This is a genomic window from Pseudoxanthomonas sp. PXM02, assembly GCF_014851805.1.
Lineage (GTDB): Bacteria > Pseudomonadota > Gammaproteobacteria > Xanthomonadales > Xanthomonadaceae > Pseudoxanthomonas_A.
The window spans coordinates 172533-194324 of the sequence record NZ_JACVAK010000004.1; the positions used below are offsets into that span (position 1 = coordinate 172533).

Here is a 21792-nt window from a genome sequence, read left to right on the forward strand (position 1 = left end):
GGGCAGCGGGCGCGCTTCCCAAGCGCGCCCCGAGTCCCCATGATGCGGCACCGTTCTTCGCCGTCCTGATGCAATGAGCCGTACCGCCTGGCTGTGGGCGGTGGTGATACTGACCACCCTCGCCCTGGCCGCGACCTTCCTGGTCACGCCGCGTTTTCCCGTTCCCGTGCCCGAGGCAGGTCCGCCCGTCACGCCCTTCGGCTGGGCCGGCCAGCTGTCGCTGGTCGCCGGTGACGGCGTGCGAGGGACGCAGGATGGCCCGGGCCTGCAAGCCCGCTTCGACGATCCCTGGGGCATCGTCGTGATGGAGGACGGCACGCGCTACGTCGCCGACGCCGGCGACAGCAACCGTATCCGGCGCATCGCGCGCGATGGCGTCGTGTCGACGCTCGCCGGTGGCAATGAAGGCTTTGCCGATGGCATGGGCGCGGCCGCCGCATTCCACACGCCGTCCGCGCTGGCGCGGGACGCCCACGGCAACCTCTACGTGGCCGACACCGGCAACCATGCCATCCGTAAGGTCACCCCGGCCGGCGTCGTGACCACGATCGCCGGGACCGGCGAGGCTGGCTTCCGTGACGGCCCGGCGCTGCAGGCACAGTTCAACGGTCCCATCGGCGTGGCGGTGGATGGCCGCGGCCGCATCTATGTGGCGGACACCTACAACGACCGCATCCGCCTGATCGACCGGGATGGCCAGGTCACCACACTGGCTGGTGGCGATGCCCCCGGTTTTTTCGATGGTTCGGGCAGCGAGGCGCGCTTCGACACGCCCACCGGGATAGCCGTGGATGCGACCGGCGTGGTCTGGGTGGCCGACCTGCGCAACGACGCCATCCGCCGCATCGGGCCGCAGGGCAACGTCGTTACGTTGCCGATGCAGCCCGACCTGCCGACGCAGGCCGGTCCGCGCCGCCCGCTGTCGCTGGCGCTGACGCACGACGGCAACCTGTATGTCGGCGAGCTGTTCACCGGTCGCGTGATGCAGGTGATGCGCGACGGTCGCTGGCACGCGCTTGCCGGCCATCTGCCCGGACAACGGCTGTCGCGCACAGCCGGACTGGCCGTGGATCCCGCAGGCCGTGTGCAGTTCACCGACGCGGGCAGTCATCGCGTGCACGGGATCGCGCCGCTGCCGGCGGGCGCGACGCCCGTGGCCGCGATCGTCGGACCGTCGCAGGACGATCCCTTGCCCGCCACCGCCGGTCGGTGGCCGCTGCAACCGCAGGATGGCTGGCACGAAGTCGTAGGCACGCTGGGCGAAGTGCGTGGCGATTACCAGGGCGAGAGCCGGCATCACCTGCATGGCGGTCTCGACATCCGGGGCGATGTCGGCGCCACGGTGCTTGCCATCGCCGACGGCAAGGTCAGCAGTCCGTCCGCCGCGTGGAATTTCGATGGCCTGAGCGAAGGACTGGGCGTGGGGCCGCTGGACTACATCCACATGCGTGTCGGTCGCACGCCGCGTGGCGATCTGCTCGATCCCACGCGCTTCCAGCTGCTGCACGACCTGAGCGGTGACCCCAGCCGCATCCGCGTGCGTCGGGGCACGCGTTTCGCCGCGGGCGACGCACTCGGCACGATCAACCGCATGGCGCACGTGCACCTGTCGATCGGACCCTCAGGCTACGAGCGCAATGCCATCGCGCTCGGCTTCACCGGTTTCACCGACACCTATCCGCCACGCATCGACGAAGTCGCGCTGTTCGACACGCTGGACCAGCCCATCGACCAGCGCCAGGATGGCCGCGTGCTGGTGCCGCGCGAACTGCAGGGTGTACGCATCGTGGTGGACGCGTGGGACCAGGTGGACGGCAATCTGCCGCGTCGTCGGCTGGGCTTGTACGCCGTGGGCTACCAGCTGCTCCACGACGACGGCACGCCGGTCGCCGGCTTCGAGTCGCCGCGCATGAACCTCGACTTCCGCCGGCTGCCGTCCGACGACGCCGTGCAGGTCGCCTATGCGGCGGGCAGCGGCATCACGGTGCACGGCAGTGCGGTGACCCGCTTCAAGTACAGCGTCACCAATACCGTCCGCGAGGGTGCGTGGGGCGAGGGCACGTGGCAGGCAGGTGAGCTGTCGCCCGGGGACTACCTCCTGAGGATCACCGCGCGCGACTACAGTGGCAACGAAGCGCAAGGCCGTCGCGACCTGAAGCTGCGCCTGCAGTAGGGCGACGCCCAACCCGTCGCTGCCCATCGCGCCGGACCATGTCGATCCGCGCCATGTCCGTTCGTCGTTATCCTGAAAGCGGCCGGAGCGTCCGGTTGCATGACAGGAGACTGCAATGCGCGTCATGGTCATCGTGAAAGCAAACGCCGATACCGAAGCCGGTCGGATGCCCAGCACCGAACAGCTGGCGGAGATGGGCAAGTTCAACGAAGCGCTGGTCAAGGCCGGCATCATGCTGGCCGGCGAAGGCCTGCACCCCACCTCGCGCGGCGCGCGCGTGCGTTTCGACGGCAGGCAGCGCACCGTCATCGATGGACCCTTCGGCGAAGCCAAGGAACTGATCGCGGGGTTCTGGCTGTGGCAGGTGCGCAACTTCGACGAGGCGATCGAATGGATCAAGCGTGCGCCGTTCGACGGCGGCGAGGAGATCGAGCTGCGACCCGTGTTCGAAGCCGATGATTTCGGCGACGAACTGACCCCCGAGCTTCGCGAGCAGGAAGCGCGCCTTGCCGCGCAGATCCAGTCGCAGACCCAGGCCTGAGGCATCGACCATGACCACCCAGATCTTCGTCAACCTGCCGGTCCGCGACCTGGAAAAATCCAAGGCCTTCTTCGCGGCCCTCGGCTATGCGAACAACCCCCAGTTCACCGACGAGAACGCCGCCTGCATCGTCATCAGCGACACCATCTACGTGATGCTGTTGGTGGAACCGTTCTTCCAGGGCTTCACGCGCAAGACGATCTGCGATGCGCGCGCGCAGACAGAAGTGATCCTGTGTCTGTCGGCCGATACGCGTGCCGGCGTCGATGCGCTGGCGGACAAGGCGCTTGCGGCGGGCGGCAGCGAGACGCTCGAGGCCAAGGACTACGGCTTCATGTACCAGCGCAGTTTCCAGGACCTGGATGGTCATCAGTGGGAAGTCGTGCACATGGATGATGCGGCAGCGCCATCGGCTTGATGTACATGAATGTACGCGGCGCGTGTGCAGTAATTCACAGGTGAAAGCTTGCGTGCATGGCGCTTCTGTCGTACAGAAGACGTCACGCATGACGCGAGAGGCCGATCCCATGCAGGGCAGGAAGCCGTCACCCCATCGAGGTTCGCCGCGCCAAGCACGTTCGCTGGCGCTGGTCTCGGCGATGATCATTTCAACCGCAGGATGCCAGGGCATGGCGATGACGCAGGAATCGGACAACGGAAGGACGATCGGCAAGATCGACAACACGGTCGCCGACTGGCCGCTGACGTTCGTACAGCACAACTTCGGCGCGCACTGCTTCGACACGATCGGCTGCAGGATTACCTATAGCGGCTTCACTCATGGCGTGGACCGGGACGACGAGGTCAGTCCCCCGGTGTCGTCGTACAAGGGGACGCACTCGCAGTTGCTCAGCGCGGGTCACATTGCGCGACGGAACTTTCCGCCTCCCGCCCATGTGAAATGGCGGTCGAAGGATGGGGTGGAGCACGAAGCCGACGTGGATGTTGCCGATATCTTCCACGACAGGAAGATCCTGCATCGGGTACCGCGCGAGGACATCCGGGAGGGCGTATCCATCACGGATCCCGACGTAATCCTGGAAGTGAACGATCGCACCATCAATGTTTACATGCGGGCATTCATACCTACGCGGGAATTGCAGATTCCGGGGAACAAGTACAGCGGTTTTCGCGACGATCTGGTCCTGGCCTGGACGAAAACATACTGACACACCTCCAAGGAGTGGAGCATGGGCGGAGAACGGCATCCTGATGGGGTCAGTACGATACCGGCAGCGGCATCCGACCTCGCGAGTTTCCCCGAAGCCAGCAGGCAGCTGGGAGATTTCTCAGTGCCGCTGTTGCGTGATGGCAGCGAGCCAAACCATCGACTTTTTGTTGCTGCTTTCGATGGAACAGGCAACAGCATGTCCAAGGATGCGCCCGAGAACCACACCAATGTGGCGCTGATCGCAAAACAGCTTGAACAGTTGAAAGATCCCACCATTGGGCATGGATACGTCGAAGGTCCCGGCACGCAGGAAGGACTGGCTGGCGTTGTCGACTTGATGCACGGCGGGACTTATGAGTCACGCATGGAGGAGATGTATCTCCAGTTCATCCGTAAGTCCGCGCTATGGTTGAGGGACAACCCCGATGCGGACATTCGTCTCGCCGCCATCGGATTCAGTCGTGGCGCCGAACAGGCTGCGGGGTTCACGCGAATGGTGGAGGAGCGCGGCATTCAGGACCCTGCGGACATGAAGGTGGTACGCGACCGCAATGGCCATATCGAGCGGCTTGAGCCCACGCGTCCCAATTTGCGCGAACCCGGCACCGTCATCCAGGCCGTCGGCCTGTTCGATCCCGTCGGTACCGGCGAACCGCGCGACCACGATCGCCGGTTGCCGCCGTCGGTCGTGTCGGGTTTCCAGATCACCGCCGACGACGAGCGGCGCAACCTGTTCCAGTCCACGCGCATCCTCGATCCCGGTGTGACCGAAGGCGGACGCTTCCTCAATGTCACCGTGGCCGGCGCGCACAGCGATATCGGCGGCGGCTACACGCAGGACGGTATCGCCATCAGCAGTGGCAACGTGATGATCGACTACCTCAACGGATTGAGTGACCGGCCTTACCTGGAAAAGCGCGAAGAGCCGACCGATCCCGCCCGCAACGTCATCCATCGCTCGGAAGAGCACCAGTTCTTCTACCGCACCTCGGTCTACGACAAGGCCGGGACGCGTGGCATGCAGGAAGAGCTGGCCCCCTCTTCGCTGTGCAGGATCGACTGCCTGGATGCGCAGCCGCGCAACGAGGCGATGGCGTCGGCACTGTCGTGGCGTCCGGTCGAGATCGGCCCGGCACCGACGACGCAGCCGGTATCGGCGGAGCCCGCCCGCGAAGGCGGCATGGTCGAACGGCTGCTCGAAGCCGCGAAGCGCGGCGACGGTGGCGCGATCGAACGTATCTCGCGCGATGAACTGCAGGGCGAAGCCGGACAGGCATGGCTGCAGGGTGGCCAGCAGCGGCTGGAGGCCGAGGCCGCCACGCGGGCGCCGCCGGTCGAGCGGCAGCAGGAGCCGGCCGCGCTGGCGCGCTGAGTCCGTCGTTGCGGTGACGTGACCGCGTGCGCTTGTCCGCCACCGGGGCGCTGCGCTTTAATCCGCGCGGGGATACGCGATGCCACGGGAGGCGTCCATGGGGTGGGGAACAAGGAGTGCGGGCATCCTGCTGGGATGCCTGCTGGCGCCGCTGGCGCAGGCACAGGTGGATCTGCAGCCGTTCCTGAAGAGGGACGTGCTGGAGACCTTGAAGATCTCGCCGACCGGCGAGTACTACGCGATGACGGTGCCGCTGGAGGACCAGACCATCCTGGCGGTGGTGCGGCGCGCCGACAAAGAGGTGACGTCCAAGATCCACGCCGGTAGCGACAGCGTCATCAGCAACGTGTGGTGGGTCAGCGACCAGCGCGTCGTCGTGTCTGTCGCAAAGAAATACGGTTCCCGCGACAAGCCGTATCCCACCGGCGAGCTGTACGCGACCGATGCGGACGGTACCAAGCGGCGCCAGATCTTCGGACGCTACGGACTGGACGGCACGGAACTGCAACCCCGTGCCGCCTACCTGATCGACACGCTCCCCGAAGATCCTCGCAAGGTGCTGGTCGGCATGTATGCGCTGGATACATCGACACCCAGCACGCGGGTGGAAAGGCTGGATGTGCTCAGTGGCAGCATGACGACCGTGGCGACCGCGCCGGTGCGCAGGGCCAGCTTTACTGTCGATGCGGCCCGCCACGTGCGTTTCGCGCACGGAGCAGGCGACGACAACGTAAGCAAGCTCTACCACCGCGCCAACGAAGATGCGTCATGGGCGCTGGTCAACGACGAGGCGAAGACGGGTCTGGTGGAGTGGCCGCTCGGGATGTCTGCCGATGGTGTGACCGCCTACCTCCAGGCGCAGCGGGCGAACGGACCGGATGCCATCGTCGCGCTGGATACCGTTGCCGGCACGCGCACGGAGATCCTGCGCGATCCGGTCGTCGATCCTTACGACATCATCTATGCCGACGACGGGCGCACACCGGTCGGCAGTTTCTTCATGCACGGGAAGTTGCGTACGGCGTTCTTCGACGAGAAGTCGCCGACGGCGCGCCTTTACCGCAAGCTGGAGCGCGCATTTCCCGGCTCGTCGATCCGGGTCACCTCCGGTACGCGCGATGGCCGGCTGAAAGTGGTGTACGTGTGGAGCGACACCAGTCCGGGCGACTTCTACCTGTTCGATACGACCGACAACTCTGCCGACCTGATTTTCAGTCGTCGCAGCTGGCTGGATCCGGCGACGTTGGCGCCCAGCGAACTGGTCTCCCTGCGCGCGCGCGATGGACTGCCGTTGTACGGCTACCTGAACCGGCCGCGCGAGGGCCGTGATGCCCCCATGCCGCTGGTCGTGATGCCGCACGGCGGCCCGTTCGGTATTGCCGACGGCTGGGAAATCAATGACGAGGCAGAGATGCTGGTGCGCGCAGGCTACGCGGTGCTGCGCCTGAACTACCGGGGATCAGGCAATTATGGCCGGCGCTTCCAGCACGTGGGGGCACGGCAATGGGGCCGCACGATGCAGGACGACATCACCGACGCCACGCGCTGGGCGATCGAGCAGAAGATCGCCGATCCGCAGCGGATCTGCCTGTACGGCGCCAGCTACGGTGCTTACGCATCGCTGATGGGCGTGGCGAAGGAGCCGGAGCTCTACCGCTGCGCCGCGGGCTATGTCGGTGTGTACGACCTGGCGCTGATGCACAAGCAGGATTCCCGCGACAGCCAGGCCGGTCGCAACTGGGCGGACGACTGGATAAGCGACGACCGCGCCACGCTGGCTGAGGTGTCGCCCAACCTGCTGGCACAGCGCATCCGCGTACCGGTCTTCCTGGCGGCGGGTGGCAAGGACGAGATCGCGCCGCAAGCCCACAGCGAGCGCATGGAGAAGGCCCTGAAGGCCGCCAACGTGCCGGTGGAAACGCTGTACGTGCGTACCGAGGGGCATGGCTTCTACGCCGAAGCCAACCAGCGCACCTACTACACCCGGTTGCTGGATTTCCTGTCGCGCCACTTGGGTGGCGCGAAGGCGAAGTAGCTCAGGCGCCGACGCGCCTGCGCACTTCGTCGAAGTCGCGCACCGGCCGCACCTCGATGCTGCCGGTGCCGATCCACGGAAACTCCTGCGCGATCCTCACCGCCTCGTCGAGGCTGTCGGCCTCGATCAGGTTGTAGCCCCCCAGGATTTCCTTCGTCTCGGCAAACGGGCCATCGACGATGCTCGTTTTGCCATCACGCACGCGCACGGTGCGCGCGGTGCTGCCGTGCTCCAGCTGCTGCGATTCGATCAGGGTGCCCCCGGCCTTCAGTTCGTCGGCGTGGGTGATGCAGCCGTGCATCATCTGGTCGAACGCGCCATCGGGCAGCGCTTCGAGCAGGGAATCGTCCGTGTAGATCATCAACAGGAACTTCATGCGCCCTCCCGGCATGCGATGCAGGCCGGGATTGTGCCACGCGCTCAGGTTCAGGCCATGTGCCGCGGCCCGGTCGCGGTCACTCCGCGGCGGGCGAGCGGTACCAGGCTTCCACGGCGCCCTTGACCTTCATCGTCATCGGGTTGCCGCGACGGTCCTTCGACTTGCCCACCGGCACGCGCACCCAGCCCTCGCTGATGCAGTACTCCTCCACGTTGTCGCGCTCGACGCCGTTGAAGCGGATGCCCACGCCGCGATCCATGGCGACCGCATCATGGAACGGGCTGCGCGGATCGGAGGACAGGCGGTCGGGAGGCGTATCGGACATGGGAGGGCATCGTGCGGAGAACGGGGCGCAAGGATAACCGAAGCGTGGCGTTCACCAGGCCACGCGGTTGCGGCTGCAGGCCAGCGTGGCCCGCAGCGTCAGCCTGCCGTGGCGCGGATCGGCGCTGAGCCGGGCGGGATCGGCGATCGCGGGTGCGCGGAAGGCGCTCCCATCGTGGATCAGCAGCCGGTTCCAGCGAGCCGGCACCGTCAGGGCATGGGTGAACGCGGCACCCGATGCCTGCGGATAGCCGGCCGCGAGCGCATGGCGCGCGGAGAATTCCTCCGGCGACAGCGCGTCGGCGTCGTGTTCGAGCTGCTCCACCTGCTGCGGCGATACGCGCGGCAGGAAGAAATGCGTGCCGCCGAGCGCGGCGTCGTGGAACAGGAACAGTTCGGCTGCCACGAGGCACTGGTCCGGCGCGAAGGCGCGCTGCCGCCGCGGCAGCCAGTGCGTCGGCGCGAGCTGCGTCACGGGCGAGGTGACCAATGACAGCAGGCTGGCACTGCGCAGCACACGGCGTACACCCAGGGCGCGACGCGCGTGATCACGGACCACCTCGTGCAGCAGCGCGGTGAAGTCCTCCGGCATGCGCAGGTGCAGGCCGGGGAACAGCGCGGGCGGCGCGGGCTGGAAGTCTTCGCGGTACGCCTCGGCGAAGGCGGGGAGCCGCTCCGGTGCCAGCAGTGCGTCGTCGATGATGATGCAGACATGGCCATGGCCGATGGCCACCTGCTGCACCTCGGGACGCGGGTTGAACATGGCGCGGCCTCCCCGGCAGGCCGGCATGTGGGCCGGCGACGACACGATAGACCCGGGAGGGCCGCGACGGAACCACCCGGGCATATCGACGGACTTCACGGGAACAGGCGCGTACCATGGCGCCGCCTGTCCGCTTCCGTACCGCCCGCCATGAGCCTGCCCGACCACGAGTTCGATCCCGACGACAACTTCCGCCATGCGTTCGACGATGACGACGACATGGACCTGGACGACACCGAGGCGCTGGTCTGGAACCTGCTGGTCCTGATCAATCCCGGCGACGAGGAAACCGCGCTGCGGCAGTTCGCGGTTTACCGCGATGCCGGCGGCGAGGAGGGCACGGAGCCCGACCAGGTGCTGTGGACGCTGAAGGACGCGATCGACTGGACGTCCGGCTTCTATGTGGACTGGAAGGACGCGGAGTCCTTCATCGACTGCGTCAACCAGCTCGCCGCGCGCTATGCCATCGAGATTGACTGGGGCGGCGACAGCAGCGACGAGGACTTCCTTGACGCCACCGACGTCCCCGCGCTGATGGCCGTCGCCTACGACCGCCTGCGCGAGCACGGCTACACGCTGTGGAACTGGAACACCGGCAGCGATGCCTACGCCGGATGGATGGCGCTGCGTCGCGACGACGACGGCATGCAGCAGCTGGCCGCCGTGATGGGCGTTGAGATCCGGCCGGGCAGCGACGCGTTCTGATCGCCGCCCGTGGCGGCCGCGCTAGACTCCGGGAGTCCCTGCACCGGAAGGATCCCGTGATGCGCGTGCTGCTGGCCTGCCTTGTCTGCCTGCTGTTCTCCGCGGTGCCCGGTGCGTGGGCGCAGGACGCGACCACGCTGCTGTCGCCGGCCAAGCCCAAGGCGCCCGAAGCGATCGCACTCGCCGATGTTCCCGGGCGCGCCGATGCCGACGAGCGCTATGCGGAAGAAGTGTCGCTGCGCGCGGCCCGCGGCAACCCGCTGGGCCGGCTGGTGCCGCGGCTGGCGGCCATCGAACAGTCGGTGGCGCAGAAGAACGGCCTGTTCGCGTACGGTGAACTGCGGACGCTGCCGGTGGTGCGACTGGAGAGCATGGAGCGCCACTGGAAGTTCGACGCGCGGCAGTACGCGCGCTGGCGCGCCGACATGCAGGCGGCGGTCGCGCCCTACGCGGAGGATGCTGCCGAACTGGCACTGCGACGCGCCGACTGGGACCTGACACGCAAAAGTATGGCGGCCGACAGCACGCCGGCTGCGCTGAGTTCGCGCGTGGACGCGGTGGCGGCACGGCTGCAGCAGGCCGAGCAGGCGCTGTCGGCGCCGTTGGCCGAACAGATCGGCCTGGGACGGCGCGCCAACCTGCTGGCGGCCCGCATCCAGTCCGGCCAGCAGGCGGTCGATGATGCGATCGCCTACGCCGATCGTCGCCTGCTGCGGCTGGACGCATCGCCGCTGTGGCGTGCGCAGGACACCACGACGCTGCGCGAGGATCTGGCGGGCACACTGACCCGCCAGATCCAGTCGGAAAACAGTTTCGTCGCCCAGTACGCCGCCGCGGACATGGGCAACCAACGGCTGCTGCACATCCTGCAGATCCTGTTGCTGCCCGTGCTGCTGTGGGTGGCATGGCGCCATCGGCGCCGCGGTGTGGATCCCTCTGCAGTGCTGGCGACGGATGCCGAGGCGCGCGTCATCCGGCGTCCGTTCTCGACCTGGCTGCTGCTGTCGATGATCGGCGTGCTGGTGCTGGAACCGAATGCGCCTCTGTTCGTGCACCAGGTCGCCATGCTGGTGGCACTGGTGCCGGTGCTGCGGCTGATGCCGCAGCAGGGGCGGCGACTGCTCGGCCCGTGGCCGTACCTGGCGACGGCGTTCTATCTGCTGCAGCGACTGTCGGTGCTGCTGATGGCCAGCGACTACCTGTACCGCATGTACTTCCTGGTGCTGGCGGTACTGGCGCTGGCAGCGACGGGCTGGCTGCTGTGGCGTTCGCGTGGTCAGCGGTTTGCCGGCCTCGCGGGGCGCGCGGGCCGGCTGGTGCATGCACTCGCATGGGCGGGCGTCGCCGTCCTGCTGGTATCGATCGGCGCCAACGTGGTGGGCAACGTGTCGCTGGCCGAGATGCTCGCGTCCGGCATCATCGAAAGCGGCTACTTCGCCCTGGTGCTCTACGCGGCGGTGACCGTGTTCGAGGCCTTGTTGCGACGGTTGGGCGCGCGACGGGCCGTGCGGCGCCTGTGGCTGATGCGCCGGCATGGCGGGACGCTGCTGGAATCGGTCGCGCGCTGGGCGCGGGTGGCCGCGGTGATCGGCTGGTTCGCCTACACGATGAGCCGCTTCCGCGTGTTCCGGCCGGTGTACGACACGGTGAAGGCGATCGTGACGCACCGGTTCGAGTACGGCGAACTGTCCATCAGCCTGGGACACGTGCTCGTCTTCGTCATCGGCGTGGTGATGGCGGTGTGGGTCGCACGGACGCTGCGCGCGCTGTTGCGCGAAGAGGTGCTGCCGCGCATGTCGCTGCCGCGCGGTGTCGGCAACAGCGTGGCCTCGCTCAGTTACTACGCGCTGTTGCTGCTGGGTTTGCTGGCCGCACTGTCGGCCGCGGGCTTCAAGATCGGCCAGTTGGCCTTCCTGTTCGGAGCACTGGGCGTCGGCATCGGTCTGGGCCTGCAGGACGTAGTGAAGAACTTCGTGTCCGGCCTGATCCTGATGTTCGAGCGCCCGGTGCAACCGGGCGACGCGGTGGACATCAGCGGCACCACGGGTCGCGTCCGCGCCATCGGCATGCGTGCCACCACGGTTCGCACGTACGACGGCGCCGACGTGGTCGTGCCGAACGGCATGCTGCTGGCCGACAAGCTGACCAACTGGACGCTGACCGACCAGAACCGACGCGTCGACGTCGACCTGGGTGTGGCCTACGGCAGTGACGTGACGCGGGTGATGCAGCTGCTGCAGGAAACCACGCGCTCGACGCCGGGCATCGCCGAGGATCCGGCGCCGGCGGTGCTGTTCACCGGCTTCGGTGCGAGTTCGCTGGACTTCGCCATCCGCGCATGGACGCAGCGCTTCGACGACTGGTCCACGATCCGCAGCGAGCTGATGACGCGGCTGCATGCGGCGCTGGCGGAGGCCGGCATCGAGATCCCGTTCCCGCAACAGGACCTGCACGTGCGCTCGGTCTCCGACGACATCCTTCGTTCGCTGTTGCCACGAACGGAGCCGCCTGCGGATCCTGCGCCGAAGTGATCACGCCGGTCCTGTCGATCCCGTGCGCCGCCGTTCGTCGCCAGGGAAAGCCCCAGGAACATCGCCATGACACGACCCTTCGACCTCCAGCGCATTGACCATGTGGTGCTGCGCGTACGCGACCTTGCACGCAGTGTCGATTTCTATGGTGAGGTGCTGGGATGTCAGGTCGAGCGACGGCGCGAGCATCTGGGGCTGGTGCACCTGCGCGCGGGCACGTCGATGATCGATCTGGTGGGCATCGACGGGAAACTCGGTGCGCGCGGTGGCGCCCCCGCGGGGAACGAGGGGCGCAACGTCGATCATCTGTGCCTGCGCATCGAGCCGTTCGACGAACCCGCGCTGGTCGCGCACCTTGCGCAGTTCGGCATCACACCCGACGGGCCGGCCGAGGTGAACTTCGGTGCAGAGGGCGACGGACTGTCGCTCTACTTCAAGGATCCGGACGGCAACACGATCGAGTTGAAAGGGGCCGCCGAGGGCCGCTGAGCCACGCGATGGCTCAGGGCGCTACCGCATCCCGTGCGGTGGCGGGCATGGCCGGCGCCGACGTGGACTCGGCGACCGCTTCCACCGGCGCATCCGGCATCGCCGTGTCAGCGTCCGGCAGCGGAGCGCCCGGCGCCAGCAGGTTGCCTTCGCCCTGCAGTGCTTCTTCCGCGGCCTTGGTCATCACCACGATGCTGATGCGGCGGTTGATCGGGTTCTGCGGATTCTGCTTGTCGAACAGCACCGACGACGACAGGCCGACCACGCGCGACACCTTGTCTTCCTGCATGCCGCCGATCACCAGGGCGCGACGTGCGGCGTTGGCACGCTCGGCACTGAGTTCCCAGTTGGTGTAGCCGCGGTTGGACGCGTACTGGGTGGTGTCGGTATGGCCGGTGATGCTGATGTGGTTCGGCACCTGGTTCACGAAGCCGGCCAGCTCGGCCAGGATGGCCTGCGTGTACGGTTTCAGCACCGTGCCGCCCAGGTCGAACATCGGCCGGTTTTGCTGGTCGACGATCTGGATGCGCAGGCCTTCCGGCGTGAGGTCCAGCAGCAGCTGGTCCTTGAACGGTTCCAGCGCCTGGCTCTTGCCGATGGCTTCCTGCAACGCCTGCATCAGCGTTTCCAGGCGCTGCTTCTCCTGCGCCTTCTGCTGTTCCTCGCTGGCCTCCTCGCCCTGGCCTGGCGGCTTGGCGAACGGCTCGTCGCTGTCGCCCTTGGGCAGGTCCATCGTGCCGCCGAGCTTGATCATCGAGGTGCTGGCGCCGCCCGGCCCGTTCGGACCCGGTGCCGGCGAGAAGCTCTTGCCGCTCAGCGGACTGGGATTGCGGAAGTACTCCGAGATCGCGGCGCGATCCTTGTTGGTGGTGGCACCCATCAGCCACATCACCAGGAAGAACGCCATCATCGCGGTGACGAAGTCCGCATAGGCGACCTTCCACGAGCCGCCATGATGACCGCCACCGGCGACCTTCTTGACGCGGCGGACGATGATGGTGGGACGCTGCTCGCTCATCGCCGTGGCTTACTTGTTGGCCTTGAGGTGCGCTTCGAACTCGGCGAACGGCGGGCGTACGTCCGAGGGCAGCGTCTTGCGGGCGAACTCCAGCGCGACGGCCGGGTTGTAGCCGCGCAGGCAGGCGAGCAGGGCGGTCTTCACCGACTCGTACATGCGGCTGTCCTGTTCCACCTGCGCTTCGATCGCAGCGGCCAGCGGCGAGACGAAGCCGTAGGCCAGCAGGATGCCGAGGAACGTACCGACCAGCGCGGCCGCGACGTGCGCGCCGACCGCGGCGATGTCGCCGCCGATCGAACCCATCGTCACGATGATGCCCAGCACCGCGGCCACGATGCCGAAGCCGGGCAGGCCGTCGGAGACCTTCTGCAGCGCGTGCGCGGGCGCCATCGCCTCGTGGTGGTGCTTTTCCAGCTCCAGTTCGAGCAGCGGTTCCAGTTCGTGCGGTTCGATGTTGCTGCCCACCATCAGGCGCAGGCACTCGGTGAGGAAGTCGAGCAGGTGGTGGTCGGCGAGGATCTTGGGGTACTTCTGGAACAGTGGGCTGTTGGCCGGGTTCTCGATGTGCTCTTCCAGCGACATGAAGCCGTCGCGGCGCGCCTTGTTGAGCATCTCGTGGATGAGCGTCAGTACGTCCAGGTAGTCGCCGGACTTGTACTTGGCGCCCTTGAACACCGACAGCGTGGCCGCGAGCGTGCTCTTGACGACCTTGGTCGGATTGCTCGCCATGAAGGCGCCCAGTGCGGCGCCGCCGATGATGACCAGCTCGAACGGTTGCCACAGGGCGGCCAGCTTGCCGTGCGCGCCAAGGTAGCCGCCGATCACGCTGAGCGTGACGATGATGAATCCGACGATGATGAGCATGACGACGCGGCCGCAGGGTGGGGTCACCCAAGGATCGGCCTGTCGCCCGGTTTCTTGAGCGGCGACCGTTCGTCGGCCAGCCCTTCGGGATGACCTTCGGCAGGGTTGACTACAATTGTCGTCACGGGCATGTTGACGACAACTGTAGTCACCAGGTGAACCCATGTCCGGCAAGGCCCGCAAGTCCATCGGCGACCAGGAACTGGCGCTGCTCCAGCATCTTTCCGAGCACGGCGAGGCCAGCGTTGGCGAGGTGGCCGCCGCCTTCGGCGAGGCCCGCGGACTGGCCCGCTCCACCGTGCTGACCATGATGGAGCGGCTGCGTGCCAAAACCTATCTGCGGCGTCGCCAGGTGGACGGCGTGTATCGCTATGCACCGGTCGCGCAGTCCGAGGACGTGATGCGCAGCGCGGTGGGCAGCTTCGTCGAGAAGACGCTGCAGGGCTCGCTGTCGCCGTTCGTGGCGTGGATGTCGCAGCGCACCGAGGTAAGCGACGACGAACTGGCGGAACTGGAAGCGCTCGTCGCCAACCTGCAGTCGAAGCGGAAGGAGGGCTGAGATGGACCTCGTCGCCTTCGCCGATGCCGTGATGGACCGCCTGCTCGCGGTCGGCCTGCAATCCCTGATGCTCGCCGCTCTCGTCTGGGCGTTGTGCCGTTACCTGCCGCGGCTGGATGCGCGTACCCGCGCCTGGCTGTGGTGGCTGGTCGCCACACAGATGGTGGTCGGGCTGGTCTGGCATGCACCGGTCGCATTGCCGCTGCTACCGGCGGAGTCCGTCACGGTGCCGGTTGCGACGATCACGGCCGCGTCCCTGCCCGCGACGATGGCGACGGCATCCGCCACGACCGCGCTGGACCTCTCCGCGCCGGTGATGCAGGAATCCCGGTTCGATCTCGGTGTCCTCCTGCTGGCCGCCTGGCTGGCGGGTATCGCGGTAATGCTGGCGAACACGCTGCGCCATGCCTGGCGTTTGCGCGGTCAGATCGAACGCGCCCGCCCGTGCCGGGATCGCCGTGCGCGCGCGGTCTACCACACCCTGGTGCGTCGACTGGATGTCGCGGCCGCTCCCGTGCTGCTGGTCAGCGACGAGATCGATTCGCCGATGCTGGCCCGTCCCTGGCGCCCCGTGCTGATGTTGCCGGCCGCGAACATCGCCGGCATGGGCGACGACGACCTGCACATGGTGCTGCACCACGAGCTGGCCCATCTGCAGCGTCGCGACCTGTGGTGGGCGTGGATGCCGGCGCTGGCGCAGCACCTGTTCTTCTTCCATCCCGTCGCGCACCTGGCGGCGCGCGAGTACGGCTTTGCCCGTGAGGTCGCCTGCGATGCCGTCGTGCTCGCGGACGAACACCACGCCGCCCACGACTACGGACGCCTGCTGGTGAAGCTGGGCGTCTCGCCTGCCTCCGCTCCCGCGCTTGCGGGTGCCTCCCCCACGTTCCGCATTCTCAAGAGGAGACTGATGATGTTGCAGTCCACCGATTCCCCACTCCGCGAAGGCGCGCTGGTGCTGATCATCGGCATCATGGCGCTGGCCGTCATTCCCTACCGCGTGACCGCGCGCACCGCGCCCGTGGTCCCTCCGGTGGTGGCGCCCGCAGCGACGCCCACACCTGCCCCCGTCGCCGATCCCGTCATTGCGCCCACCCCGACGGCGGCACCGCAACCGGTCCTCGTCGCAGCTGCGACCGACATGCCTGCGCCGCCCGCACCACCCGCGCCGCCGAAGGTCGCAGTGCCCGCGCCGCCTGCACCTCCGCCGGCGCCAAAGGTTACGCCGCCGTCGCCGCCGCCGCCGCCGGCACTCCGCATGTCCGGCACGATGAGCATCGGGAACTCGCGCAACGGCGATGCCTACGTGCTCATCGACGGCGACGACGTGACCATGGCCGGCCACAGCGACGACATCCGCACGGCGCAGCGTCTGCAGCAGGGCAATGCCCCGGTTATCTGGGTGCGGAAGAACGGCAAGCAATACGTGGTGCGCGATGCCGCCACGGTGCAGCAGATGAAGGCGGCGCATGCGCCCGTCCAGGCGCTGGGTGAGCAGCAGGGCAAGCTCGGCGAACAGCAGGGTGCACTCGGCGAACGCCAGGGCGAATTGGGCTCGAAGCAGGGCGAGCTGGGCGAGAAGATGTCGGAGATCGCCACCGGGCAGGCCGCCGCCGCCCTGCGCGGCGACGCCACACGCGATGCTGCCAACGACCGCCGCATGAAGGCGCTGCAGGACGAACAGGAAGCGTTGGCCCGCCAGCAGGAAGTCCTGGCCCGCCAGCAGGAGCCGCTCGCGCGGCAGCAGGAAGCGTTGGCGCGCAAGCAGATGGCGGCGACCGACAAGATGCACCGCGACGTGGATCGTCTGCTGGGCGAAGCCATCCGCAGCGGCAAGGCGCAGCAACTCTGAAGAATGGGGTCGCCGCGGACCGTGGTGTCCGCGGCACGCCGATCAGGACGCGTCCGCGTCCAGCCCGCTCCACTGCGATCGCGCGACGCGGATGATCGCGCGGACCTGTTCGCGGTCGCAGTGGCGCGAGATGGCGACGGCGCCGAGTCGCAATGCTTCCTCGCGCAAGGCTTCGTTGACGTCGTAGTGCGCGCCGCTGCGTTTGTCCTGGAAGGCGCGCCGCGGCATTCCCAGTCGTGCCGCCATCGCATGCAGCTCGTCCAGCGTGTCGGCCATCAGGTGGGCCCAGCGCTGTCCGCGCCAGAGCGTCACCGGATCGTCCACGTAGACGCTCATCGCGGCGCGGTGGCCTTCGGTGGCCGCACCATGCGGTCCATTAGGTGTTCCAGCGTCGCCGGCAGGTCGCCGCAGCGGCCCATGTGCACCGGCGAGGTCTGGATGATGGAACTGCGCTTGGCCGTCAGCCAGTGGAAGCGGGCGCGCGGCGCCAGCAGGCCGATCGGCGCGGCGGCTTCGCCGCCACGGCAGATGGCGGGAATGGTGTCCAGGTGGCGGCGCAGCGATTCGATGTCCAGCGTGGGATCGAGCCCGCGCAGGCGCGCTTCGTCGAGTTCGATGCGCGCCTCGAGGAAGCCCGCGCGCTCGCACGACAGGATGATGCCGACGTTGACGAACTCTTCCCGCTCCACGCGCGGCACCACGCGGATCACCGCGTAGTCGTAGGTGTCATGCGCGTGCACGGATCGCCTCCTGCACGAACGCATCGCGCTCCGCCACGCGCCGCGTGAGGTACGCCACATACGCCGCGCGCTGCGTCGCCGGATCGCCGAAGGCATCCGGGCCCTGCAGCCACGCGTCGGGCACGTTGGCGACGATGTCGGCGATCACGTTGTCGGAGAGGCGCGACGCCAGTTCCGCATCGACATCCGCCAAGCGCGAGGCCCAGCGCAGCAGTACGTGGTCGCGGATCAGCGGAAACGGTCTGCCGGCGCCCGACACTTCGCCGTCCCAGCCATGGTGGAAGTACAGCGCCGCCCCGTGATCGATCAGGTACAGCCTGCGATGCCACATCAGCAGGTTGGTGTTGCGCGCGGTGCGGTCGACATTGCTGATGAAGGCATCGAACCAGACGATGCGCGAGGCCAGGTCGGCATCCGGCTGTTCGGCGACCGGGTCGAAGTTCACCGCGCCGGGCAGGTAATCCATCGCCAGGTTGAGCCCGGCGCTGGCCTTGATCAGGTCCTGGATTTCCGGATCGCCTTCCGTGCGCGCGAGATCGGCGTCCAGTTCCATCAGCGCCAGGTCGGGCATCGGCAACTGCAGCGCCTTGGCCAAGCCGCCGGCGATCAGTTCGGCCACCAGCGCTTTCGGGCCCTGGCCAGCACCACGGAATTTCAGGACATACAGGCCGTCGTCGTCGGCTTCGACCACGGCGGGCATCGAGCCGCCTTCGCGCAGCGGGGTGACGTAACGGGTGGCAGTGCGGAGAGGGAGCGTCATCAGGCCGTCAGGATACCCGACCGGGTCGATGGCTCAGGTGGAACGCGACACTCCCATGCGACGCAGCGCCAGATATACGGCCACGCTCGATGCCACGCCGAGCAGCAGGGCGAAGGCCAGGCCATGCGTGCTGTGCGCGAACGGCAGGCCGGGCAGGTTCATGCCGAACAGGCCGGCGACCAGGCTGGGCGGCAGCAGGAGCGCCGTGACCATCGACAGCACGTACAGATGCCGGTTGGTGCGCTCGGCCAGCTTCGCGGCCACTTCATCCTGCAGCAGGCGCGCGCGTTCCTGCAGTGTGGCGACGTCGCCGTCGAGGTCATCGAAGCGCTGGTTGAGGCGGGACACCGTCGCCAGGAGGTCGTCGTCCTCCTCGGTGACGTGGCGCTGCTCGAACTGCTTGAGCACGCGGCGCATGGCGGTGAGCGGCCGATGCAGGCGGACGGTCTGGTGCCGCAACTGGGCGAGGTCGCGCCGTTCCTCGCCGATGCTGTCGGCGAGCACACGGTCCTCGATGCGGTCCAGCCGCGTCGACAGGCTGTCGCTGCTGCGCTCCACCGTATCGGCGAAGCGCTCGACGATCGCCTCCAGCAGCCGGACGGGAGAGCCGACGCGAGCCTGCCCGGCGATGCTGCGGCGTGCGGCTTCCACCGACCGCAGCGGCTGGCGGCGCGCGGTGACCAGCAACGCGGGCGTCAGTGCGAAATGCAGCCAGCCGATGCCGTCATCGCCGCGCAGCTGGCCCTCAGCCGCGAGGTCCACGCCGCGCTGGTGCGTCCAGTCGACGAACACGCCATGCGTGGCCTCCTCGTCGCGCTGCAGGCTGACGTAGGTGTCGGGAGACAGCAGCGCGGTGCGCGCTTCGTCGGGAAGCGGCAGCGTCGCAGCCAGATGGGCGCTCCGCGCATCGCTGAGATCCAGGTGCAGCCAGTGCCAGGCGTCCGGTTCCGCGGCGTCAGGCGCCACCGCGCTCGCGGGCTGCGCGCGACCCTCCGCATCGATGCGGTACAGCCACAGGGCGCCCGGAAGGGCGGCGAGTGGCGCGGCGGACGCGTTCGGTGCGACAGGCGGCAACATGTTGCAGGCGTGCGGCAGCCACGGGTCAGGGAAATGACGGTCAGGCTACCGCCGTCATGTGCCGGTCTTATGACAGGCGCAGGGCCAGCTATCCGGCAGGCTGTGCTTCCGCGCCGCCACGCTGCAACGGGTCTGGCAAAGCCTCGCCGTTGGGGGTGAAGGCCAGCGAGACCGAATTCAGGCAGTGGCGTTCGCCGGTCGGTGGCGGGCCATCGGGGAACACATGGCCCAGGTGCGACTGGCAGCGGGCGCAGACGATCTCGGTGCGGATCATGCCGTAACTTGCGTCGCGGATGCGGCCGACATGGGCCTCGTCGACGGGCTGGAAGAAGCTGGGCCAGCCTGTGCCCGAGTCGAACTTCGCACTCGAGCGGAACAGTGGCAGTCCGCACAGGCGGCAGGTGTAGACGCCATCCAGCTTGTTGTCGAGGAACACGCCGCAGAACGGCGTCTCGGTGCCGTGGTGCAGCAGTACGCGCGCTTCCTCGTCGCTCAGTCCCGCGACCAGGGTGTCGCGCTGCGCATCGGTGGGCGGGGTCAGGTCGAAGGCGGTCATGCGGAGACTCCTTGGGTATGCAGCCCTTATATGGTGCCGGGTGCAATGGCGCGCAAGACGCGCGCTCCCATGCGCAGCGGCGGAAACGCGAAAGCCCCGCGTTGAGCGGGGCCTTCAGGTCGTGGTGACGCCCGGAAGCGGAATCAGGGCGTCGAAGTGAGCGCCGGGCTGTCGCGGAACTCCTTGCGCAACCAGTCGTCGATCAGGCGTTTTTCGTAGCGGAGGTTGTCGTTACTGTTGATCTGTGCGCCCATCAGGAAAGCGTGGTCGACCAGCTTGCGTTCGCCTTCGGCGACCACCTGTCCATCCGCGCCCTTCAGGGTGAACGTGAGGGTCATGCGTGGCGGATAGATGTCCTTGACGATGCGGATGTCATCCAGGCCGGCGCGGGCCGTAGGCTCGTAACGGCCCGCTCGGTCGATGTCCGAAATGGTGACGTCCAGGGTCTGTCCGCGCGCGAGACGCTGACCCGCCTCGTCGCGCAGGTAGGTGGCAAGCTGGGTGACCCAGGTGCCGCGCGCGGATTCCCAGCGGTTACCGCTGTACTTGATGTCGCTGAACTTCGCGGGGTCGGTCCAGCTGACGCTGACGGCGCCGCCATCCGCAGGCACGCTGCGCGGCAGGTCGGGATCGGTCACGTTCTTGGGGGCCGCCATGCCGGGCGCAGCGGAAGCCAGCGCGACGAGGGCGGTAAGCAGCAGGGCAGGCGCCTTCATGGCGGATCCTCCGTGGGTGTCACATGGAGTGTGCGCCCGGCGGCAGGGTCGGACAACGGGGATGGCCGCTCCGCGTCGCACCGCATTCAGTCGCGGTTTCCGAGCCGTTCAGAGGCTGCGCAGACGCTCCACGTCGCGCACCGGCGGCGCGCCGAACATGCGGCTGTACTCGCGGCTGAACTGCGACGGGCTTTCGTAGCCCACGCGGTGGCCGGCGCTGGCGGCATCCAGCACTTCGCTGAGCATCAACCGACGCGCTTCCTGCAGGCGCAGCTGCTTCTGGTACTGCAACGGGCTCATCGCCGTGACGGCCTTGAAGTGGTGGTGCAACGCCGACGCGCTCATGTGCACCTCGCGCGCGATGTGGTCGATGCGCAGCGGCTTGGCGTAGTGCTCGCGCAGCCAATGGATGGCTTTGGCCACACGCTGGCCCTGGCTGTCGGCGATGCCGATGTGGCGCAGCATCGCGCCCTGCGGGCTGCACAGCACGCGGTAGAGGATCTCGCGTTCGATCAGCGGCGCCAGCAACGGGATGTCGCGCGGCGTGTCGAGCAGTTTCACCAGCCGGATCGCCGCGTCCACCATCTCGACGCTGCTGGGCTGCACGAACAGGCCGCGCGACGGCGGTGGCAGCGGCGCTTTTGCCGACTCGGCTTCGGTGACCATCTCGGCGATGGTGGCGGCGGACAGTTTCAGCACCAGGCACAGGTAGGGCGCTTCGGCGGAGGCTTCCGTCACCTGCCCGGTTACCGGCAGGTCGACCGACGCCACCACGAAACGGCTGGCGTCGTACTCGTAGACCTCGTCGGCGAGGATCGCGCGCTTGGCGCCCTGCACGATCAGGCACAGCGCCGCCTCCTGCACGCCCCGCGCCGGCAGCGCCATCGGCGCGCTGAGCCGCGAGAAGTTCAGAGCCGGGATCGCGGTGGTGTGGAAACCGTCCTCGCCGGTGGATCGTTCAATCAGCCGGGCCAGTTCGCGGACGCGGTCGTCGAGTTGCGGGGGGGTATCGGGCATGGGGCGTGCCTGCGGGACGGGCAGAAGGGATGGGAGCGAGTCTACGCAGCGGGCCGCGGGATGGAATGGCTCGCGGGCGACCCCCGCAGGATCGGGCAAGGATCGTGGAGGAACCGGATATCGGCGTTCCCGTCATGGCGCCCAGACTGC

Annotated in this window: 23 protein-coding genes; 11 read left to right on the forward strand and 12 right to left on the reverse strand. The window is 67.8% G+C overall.

The genetic code is table 11. From position 1 onward, the window contains the following. The first annotated feature begins 73 nt into the window (after positions 1 to 73). The 6 genes from IB225_RS17855 (at position 74) to IB225_RS17880 (ending at position 7292) form a co-directional block, all read left to right on the forward strand. The gene (locus tag IB225_RS17855; RefSeq protein WP_192313390.1) at positions 74 to 2173 is read left to right on the forward strand and encodes an SMP-30/gluconolactonase/LRE family protein; all 2100 of its coding nucleotides are present in this window, start codon (positions 74 to 76) and stop codon (positions 2171 to 2173) included. Between the two features lie 115 nt (positions 2174 to 2288). After that, a complete protein-coding gene (locus IB225_RS17860; protein ID WP_192313392.1) occupies positions 2289 to 2714 on the forward strand; it encodes a YciI family protein in 426 nt (141 codons plus the stop codon). 10 nt (positions 2715 to 2724) lie between these two features. Beyond that, positions 2725 to 3132, forward strand: coding sequence for a glyoxalase/bleomycin resistance/extradiol dioxygenase family protein (locus IB225_RS17865; protein WP_192313396.1), 408 nt, complete (start codon positions 2725 to 2727; stop codon positions 3130 to 3132). Between the two features lie 88 nt (positions 3133 to 3220). Continuing rightward, entirely contained in the window at positions 3221 to 3883 is a 663-nt protein-coding gene (locus IB225_RS17870) for a hypothetical protein (RefSeq protein WP_192313398.1), read from the forward strand. A 198-nt stretch (positions 3884 to 4081) separates the two neighbouring features. Next, positions 4082 to 5257, forward strand: a complete 1176-nt coding sequence (locus tag IB225_RS17875; protein ID WP_192313400.1) for a DUF2235 domain-containing protein — start codon at positions 4082 to 4084, stop codon at positions 5255 to 5257. 97 nt (positions 5258 to 5354) lie between these two features. After that, the gene (locus IB225_RS17880) at positions 5355 to 7292 is read left to right on the forward strand and encodes a prolyl oligopeptidase family serine peptidase (protein WP_192313403.1); all 1938 of its coding nucleotides are present in this window, start codon (positions 5355 to 5357) and stop codon (positions 7290 to 7292) included. A 1-nt stretch (position 7293) separates the two neighbouring features. Here IB225_RS17880 and IB225_RS17885 read toward each other — a convergent pair whose 3' ends face one another. The 3 genes from IB225_RS17885 to IB225_RS17895 form a co-directional block, all read right to left on the reverse strand. Continuing rightward, positions 7294 to 7668: a YciI family protein gene (locus IB225_RS17885; RefSeq protein WP_192313406.1), complete on the reverse strand. Its 375-nt coding sequence runs from the start codon at positions 7666 to 7668 to the stop codon at positions 7294 to 7296. A 79-nt stretch (positions 7669 to 7747) separates the two neighbouring features. Then, positions 7748 to 7996 carry a DUF3297 family protein gene (locus tag IB225_RS17890; protein WP_192313409.1) on the reverse strand — a complete coding sequence of 83 codons (249 nt, stop codon included), beginning with the start codon at positions 7994 to 7996 and terminating at the stop codon, positions 7748 to 7750. Between the two features lie 51 nt (positions 7997 to 8047). Next, the gene (locus IB225_RS17895; RefSeq protein ID WP_192313412.1) at positions 8048 to 8758 is read right to left on the reverse strand and encodes a DUF6445 family protein; all 711 of its coding nucleotides are present in this window, start codon (positions 8756 to 8758) and stop codon (positions 8048 to 8050) included. Between the two features lie 156 nt (positions 8759 to 8914). Between IB225_RS17895 and IB225_RS17900 the strand changes: the two genes are divergently transcribed. From IB225_RS17900 to IB225_RS17910, 3 genes are all read left to right on the forward strand, one after another. Beyond that, positions 8915 to 9463, forward strand: a complete 549-nt coding sequence (locus tag IB225_RS17900) for a hypothetical protein (RefSeq protein ID WP_192313678.1) — start codon at positions 8915 to 8917, stop codon at positions 9461 to 9463. A gap of 59 nt (positions 9464 to 9522) precedes the next feature. Next, on the forward strand, positions 9523 to 11994 hold the full coding sequence (locus tag IB225_RS17905; protein WP_192313415.1) for a mechanosensitive ion channel domain-containing protein: 2472 nt from the start codon (positions 9523 to 9525) through the stop codon (positions 11992 to 11994). Between the two features lie 66 nt (positions 11995 to 12060). Then, on the forward strand, positions 12061 to 12483 hold the full coding sequence (locus tag IB225_RS17910) for a VOC family protein (protein WP_192313418.1): 423 nt from the start codon (positions 12061 to 12063) through the stop codon (positions 12481 to 12483). A 13-nt stretch (positions 12484 to 12496) separates the two neighbouring features. Here the strand turns inward: IB225_RS17910 and motB are convergent, their stop codons facing one another. Then, on the reverse strand, positions 12497 to 13501 hold the full coding sequence (gene motB / locus IB225_RS17915) for a flagellar motor protein MotB (protein ID WP_192313421.1): 1005 nt from the start codon (positions 13499 to 13501) through the stop codon (positions 12497 to 12499). Between the two features lie 9 nt (positions 13502 to 13510). Beyond that, entirely contained in the window at positions 13511 to 14365 is an 855-nt protein-coding gene (gene motA, locus IB225_RS17920) for a flagellar motor stator protein MotA (protein ID WP_192313424.1), read from the reverse strand. Positions 14366 to 14528: 163 nt separating this feature from the next. Here motA and IB225_RS17925 point away from each other — a divergent pair, with 163 nt between their 5' ends. Further along, positions 14529 to 14924 (forward strand): BlaI/MecI/CopY family transcriptional regulator, encoded by a 396-nt coding sequence (locus IB225_RS17925; RefSeq protein WP_192313427.1) that lies wholly within the window; start codon positions 14529 to 14531, stop codon positions 14922 to 14924. A gap of 1 nt (position 14925) precedes the next feature. Beyond that, entirely contained in the window at positions 14926 to 16776 is a 1851-nt protein-coding gene (locus tag IB225_RS20595) for a M56 family metallopeptidase (RefSeq protein WP_192313430.1), read from the forward strand. 42 nt (positions 16777 to 16818) lie between these two features. Here IB225_RS20595 and IB225_RS17935 read toward each other — a convergent pair whose 3' ends face one another. From IB225_RS17935 to IB225_RS17965, 7 genes are all read right to left on the reverse strand, one after another. Further along, complete coding sequence (locus IB225_RS17935; protein ID WP_192313432.1) at positions 16819 to 17112, reverse strand: DUF4031 domain-containing protein; 294 nt, start codon at positions 17110 to 17112, stop codon at positions 16819 to 16821. Further along, on the reverse strand, positions 17109 to 17516 hold the full coding sequence (locus IB225_RS17940) for a DUF3037 domain-containing protein (protein ID WP_192313435.1): 408 nt from the start codon (positions 17514 to 17516) through the stop codon (positions 17109 to 17111). The genes IB225_RS17935 and IB225_RS17940 overlap by 4 nt, the downstream gene beginning before the upstream one ends. Further along, positions 17503 to 18276, reverse strand: a complete 774-nt coding sequence (locus tag IB225_RS17945; protein ID WP_192313438.1) for a HipA family kinase — start codon at positions 18274 to 18276, stop codon at positions 17503 to 17505. The genes IB225_RS17940 and IB225_RS17945 overlap by 14 nt, the downstream gene beginning before the upstream one ends. Positions 18277 to 18309: 33 nt before the next feature. Further along, complete coding sequence (locus tag IB225_RS17950; protein ID WP_192313441.1) at positions 18310 to 19353, reverse strand: CorA family divalent cation transporter; 1044 nt, start codon at positions 19351 to 19353, stop codon at positions 18310 to 18312. An 88-nt stretch (positions 19354 to 19441) separates the two neighbouring features. Then, positions 19442 to 19909, reverse strand: a complete 468-nt coding sequence (msrB, locus tag IB225_RS17955) for a peptide-methionine (R)-S-oxide reductase MsrB (RefSeq protein WP_192313444.1) — start codon at positions 19907 to 19909, stop codon at positions 19442 to 19444. Between the two features lie 143 nt (positions 19910 to 20052). Further along, positions 20053 to 20625: a DUF3016 domain-containing protein gene (locus IB225_RS17960; RefSeq protein WP_192313447.1), complete on the reverse strand. Its 573-nt coding sequence runs from the start codon at positions 20623 to 20625 to the stop codon at positions 20053 to 20055. A 108-nt stretch (positions 20626 to 20733) separates the two neighbouring features. Further along, a complete protein-coding gene (locus IB225_RS17965; protein WP_192313450.1) occupies positions 20734 to 21642 on the reverse strand; it encodes an AraC family transcriptional regulator in 909 nt (302 codons plus the stop codon). Between the last annotated feature and the right edge of the window lie 150 nt (positions 21643 to 21792).

Bases quoted from the DNA above. Each gene is read 5' to 3' on its own strand.
- IB225_RS17855 (WP_192313390.1), top strand. From the start codon at position 74: ATGAGCCGTACCGCCTGGCTGTGGGCGGTGGTGATACTGACCACCCTC.
- IB225_RS17860 (WP_192313392.1), top strand. From the start codon at position 2,289: ATGCGCGTCATGGTCATCGTGAAAGCAAACGCCGATACCGAAGCCGGT.
- IB225_RS17865 (WP_192313396.1), top strand. From the start codon at position 2,725: ATGACCACCCAGATCTTCGTCAACCTGCCGGTCCGCGACCTGGAAAAA.
- IB225_RS17870 (WP_192313398.1), top strand. From the start codon at position 3,221: ATGACGCGAGAGGCCGATCCCATGCAGGGCAGGAAGCCGTCACCCCAT.
- IB225_RS17875 (WP_192313400.1), top strand. From the start codon at position 4,082: ATGTCCAAGGATGCGCCCGAGAACCACACCAATGTGGCGCTGATCGCA.
- IB225_RS17880 (WP_192313403.1), top strand. From the start codon at position 5,355: ATGGGGTGGGGAACAAGGAGTGCGGGCATCCTGCTGGGATGCCTGCTG.
- IB225_RS17885 (WP_192313406.1), bottom strand. From the start codon at position 7,668: ATGAAGTTCCTGTTGATGATCTACACGGACGATTCCCTGCTCGAAGCG.
- IB225_RS17890 (WP_192313409.1), bottom strand. From the start codon at position 7,996: ATGTCCGATACGCCTCCCGACCGCCTGTCCTCCGATCCGCGCAGCCCG.
- IB225_RS17895 (WP_192313412.1), bottom strand. From the start codon at position 8,758: ATGTTCAACCCGCGTCCCGAGGTGCAGCAGGTGGCCATCGGCCATGGC.
- IB225_RS17905 (WP_192313415.1), top strand. From the start codon at position 9,523: ATGCGCGTGCTGCTGGCCTGCCTTGTCTGCCTGCTGTTCTCCGCGGTG.
- IB225_RS17910 (WP_192313418.1), top strand. From the start codon at position 12,061: ATGACACGACCCTTCGACCTCCAGCGCATTGACCATGTGGTGCTGCGC.
- motB (WP_192313421.1), bottom strand. From the start codon at position 13,501: ATGAGCGAGCAGCGTCCCACCATCATCGTCCGCCGCGTCAAGAAGGTC.
- motA (WP_192313424.1), bottom strand. From the start codon at position 14,365: ATGCTCATCATCGTCGGATTCATCATCGTCACGCTCAGCGTGATCGGC.
- IB225_RS17925 (WP_192313427.1), top strand. From the start codon at position 14,529: ATGTCCGGCAAGGCCCGCAAGTCCATCGGCGACCAGGAACTGGCGCTG.
- IB225_RS20595 (WP_192313430.1), top strand. From the start codon at position 14,926: ATGGACCTCGTCGCCTTCGCCGATGCCGTGATGGACCGCCTGCTCGCG.
- IB225_RS17935 (WP_192313432.1), bottom strand. From the start codon at position 17,112: ATGAGCGTCTACGTGGACGATCCGGTGACGCTCTGGCGCGGACAGCGC.
- IB225_RS17945 (WP_192313438.1), bottom strand. From the start codon at position 18,276: ATGACGCTCCCTCTCCGCACTGCCACCCGTTACGTCACCCCGCTGCGC.
- IB225_RS17950 (WP_192313441.1), bottom strand. From the start codon at position 19,353: ATGTTGCCGCCTGTCGCACCGAACGCGTCCGCCGCGCCACTCGCCGCC.
- msrB (WP_192313444.1), bottom strand. From the start codon at position 19,909: ATGACCGCCTTCGACCTGACCCCGCCCACCGATGCGCAGCGCGACACC.
- IB225_RS17960 (WP_192313447.1), bottom strand. From the start codon at position 20,625: ATGAAGGCGCCTGCCCTGCTGCTTACCGCCCTCGTCGCGCTGGCTTCC.
- IB225_RS17965 (WP_192313450.1), bottom strand. From the start codon at position 21,642: ATGCCCGATACCCCCCCGCAACTCGACGACCGCGTCCGCGAACTGGCC.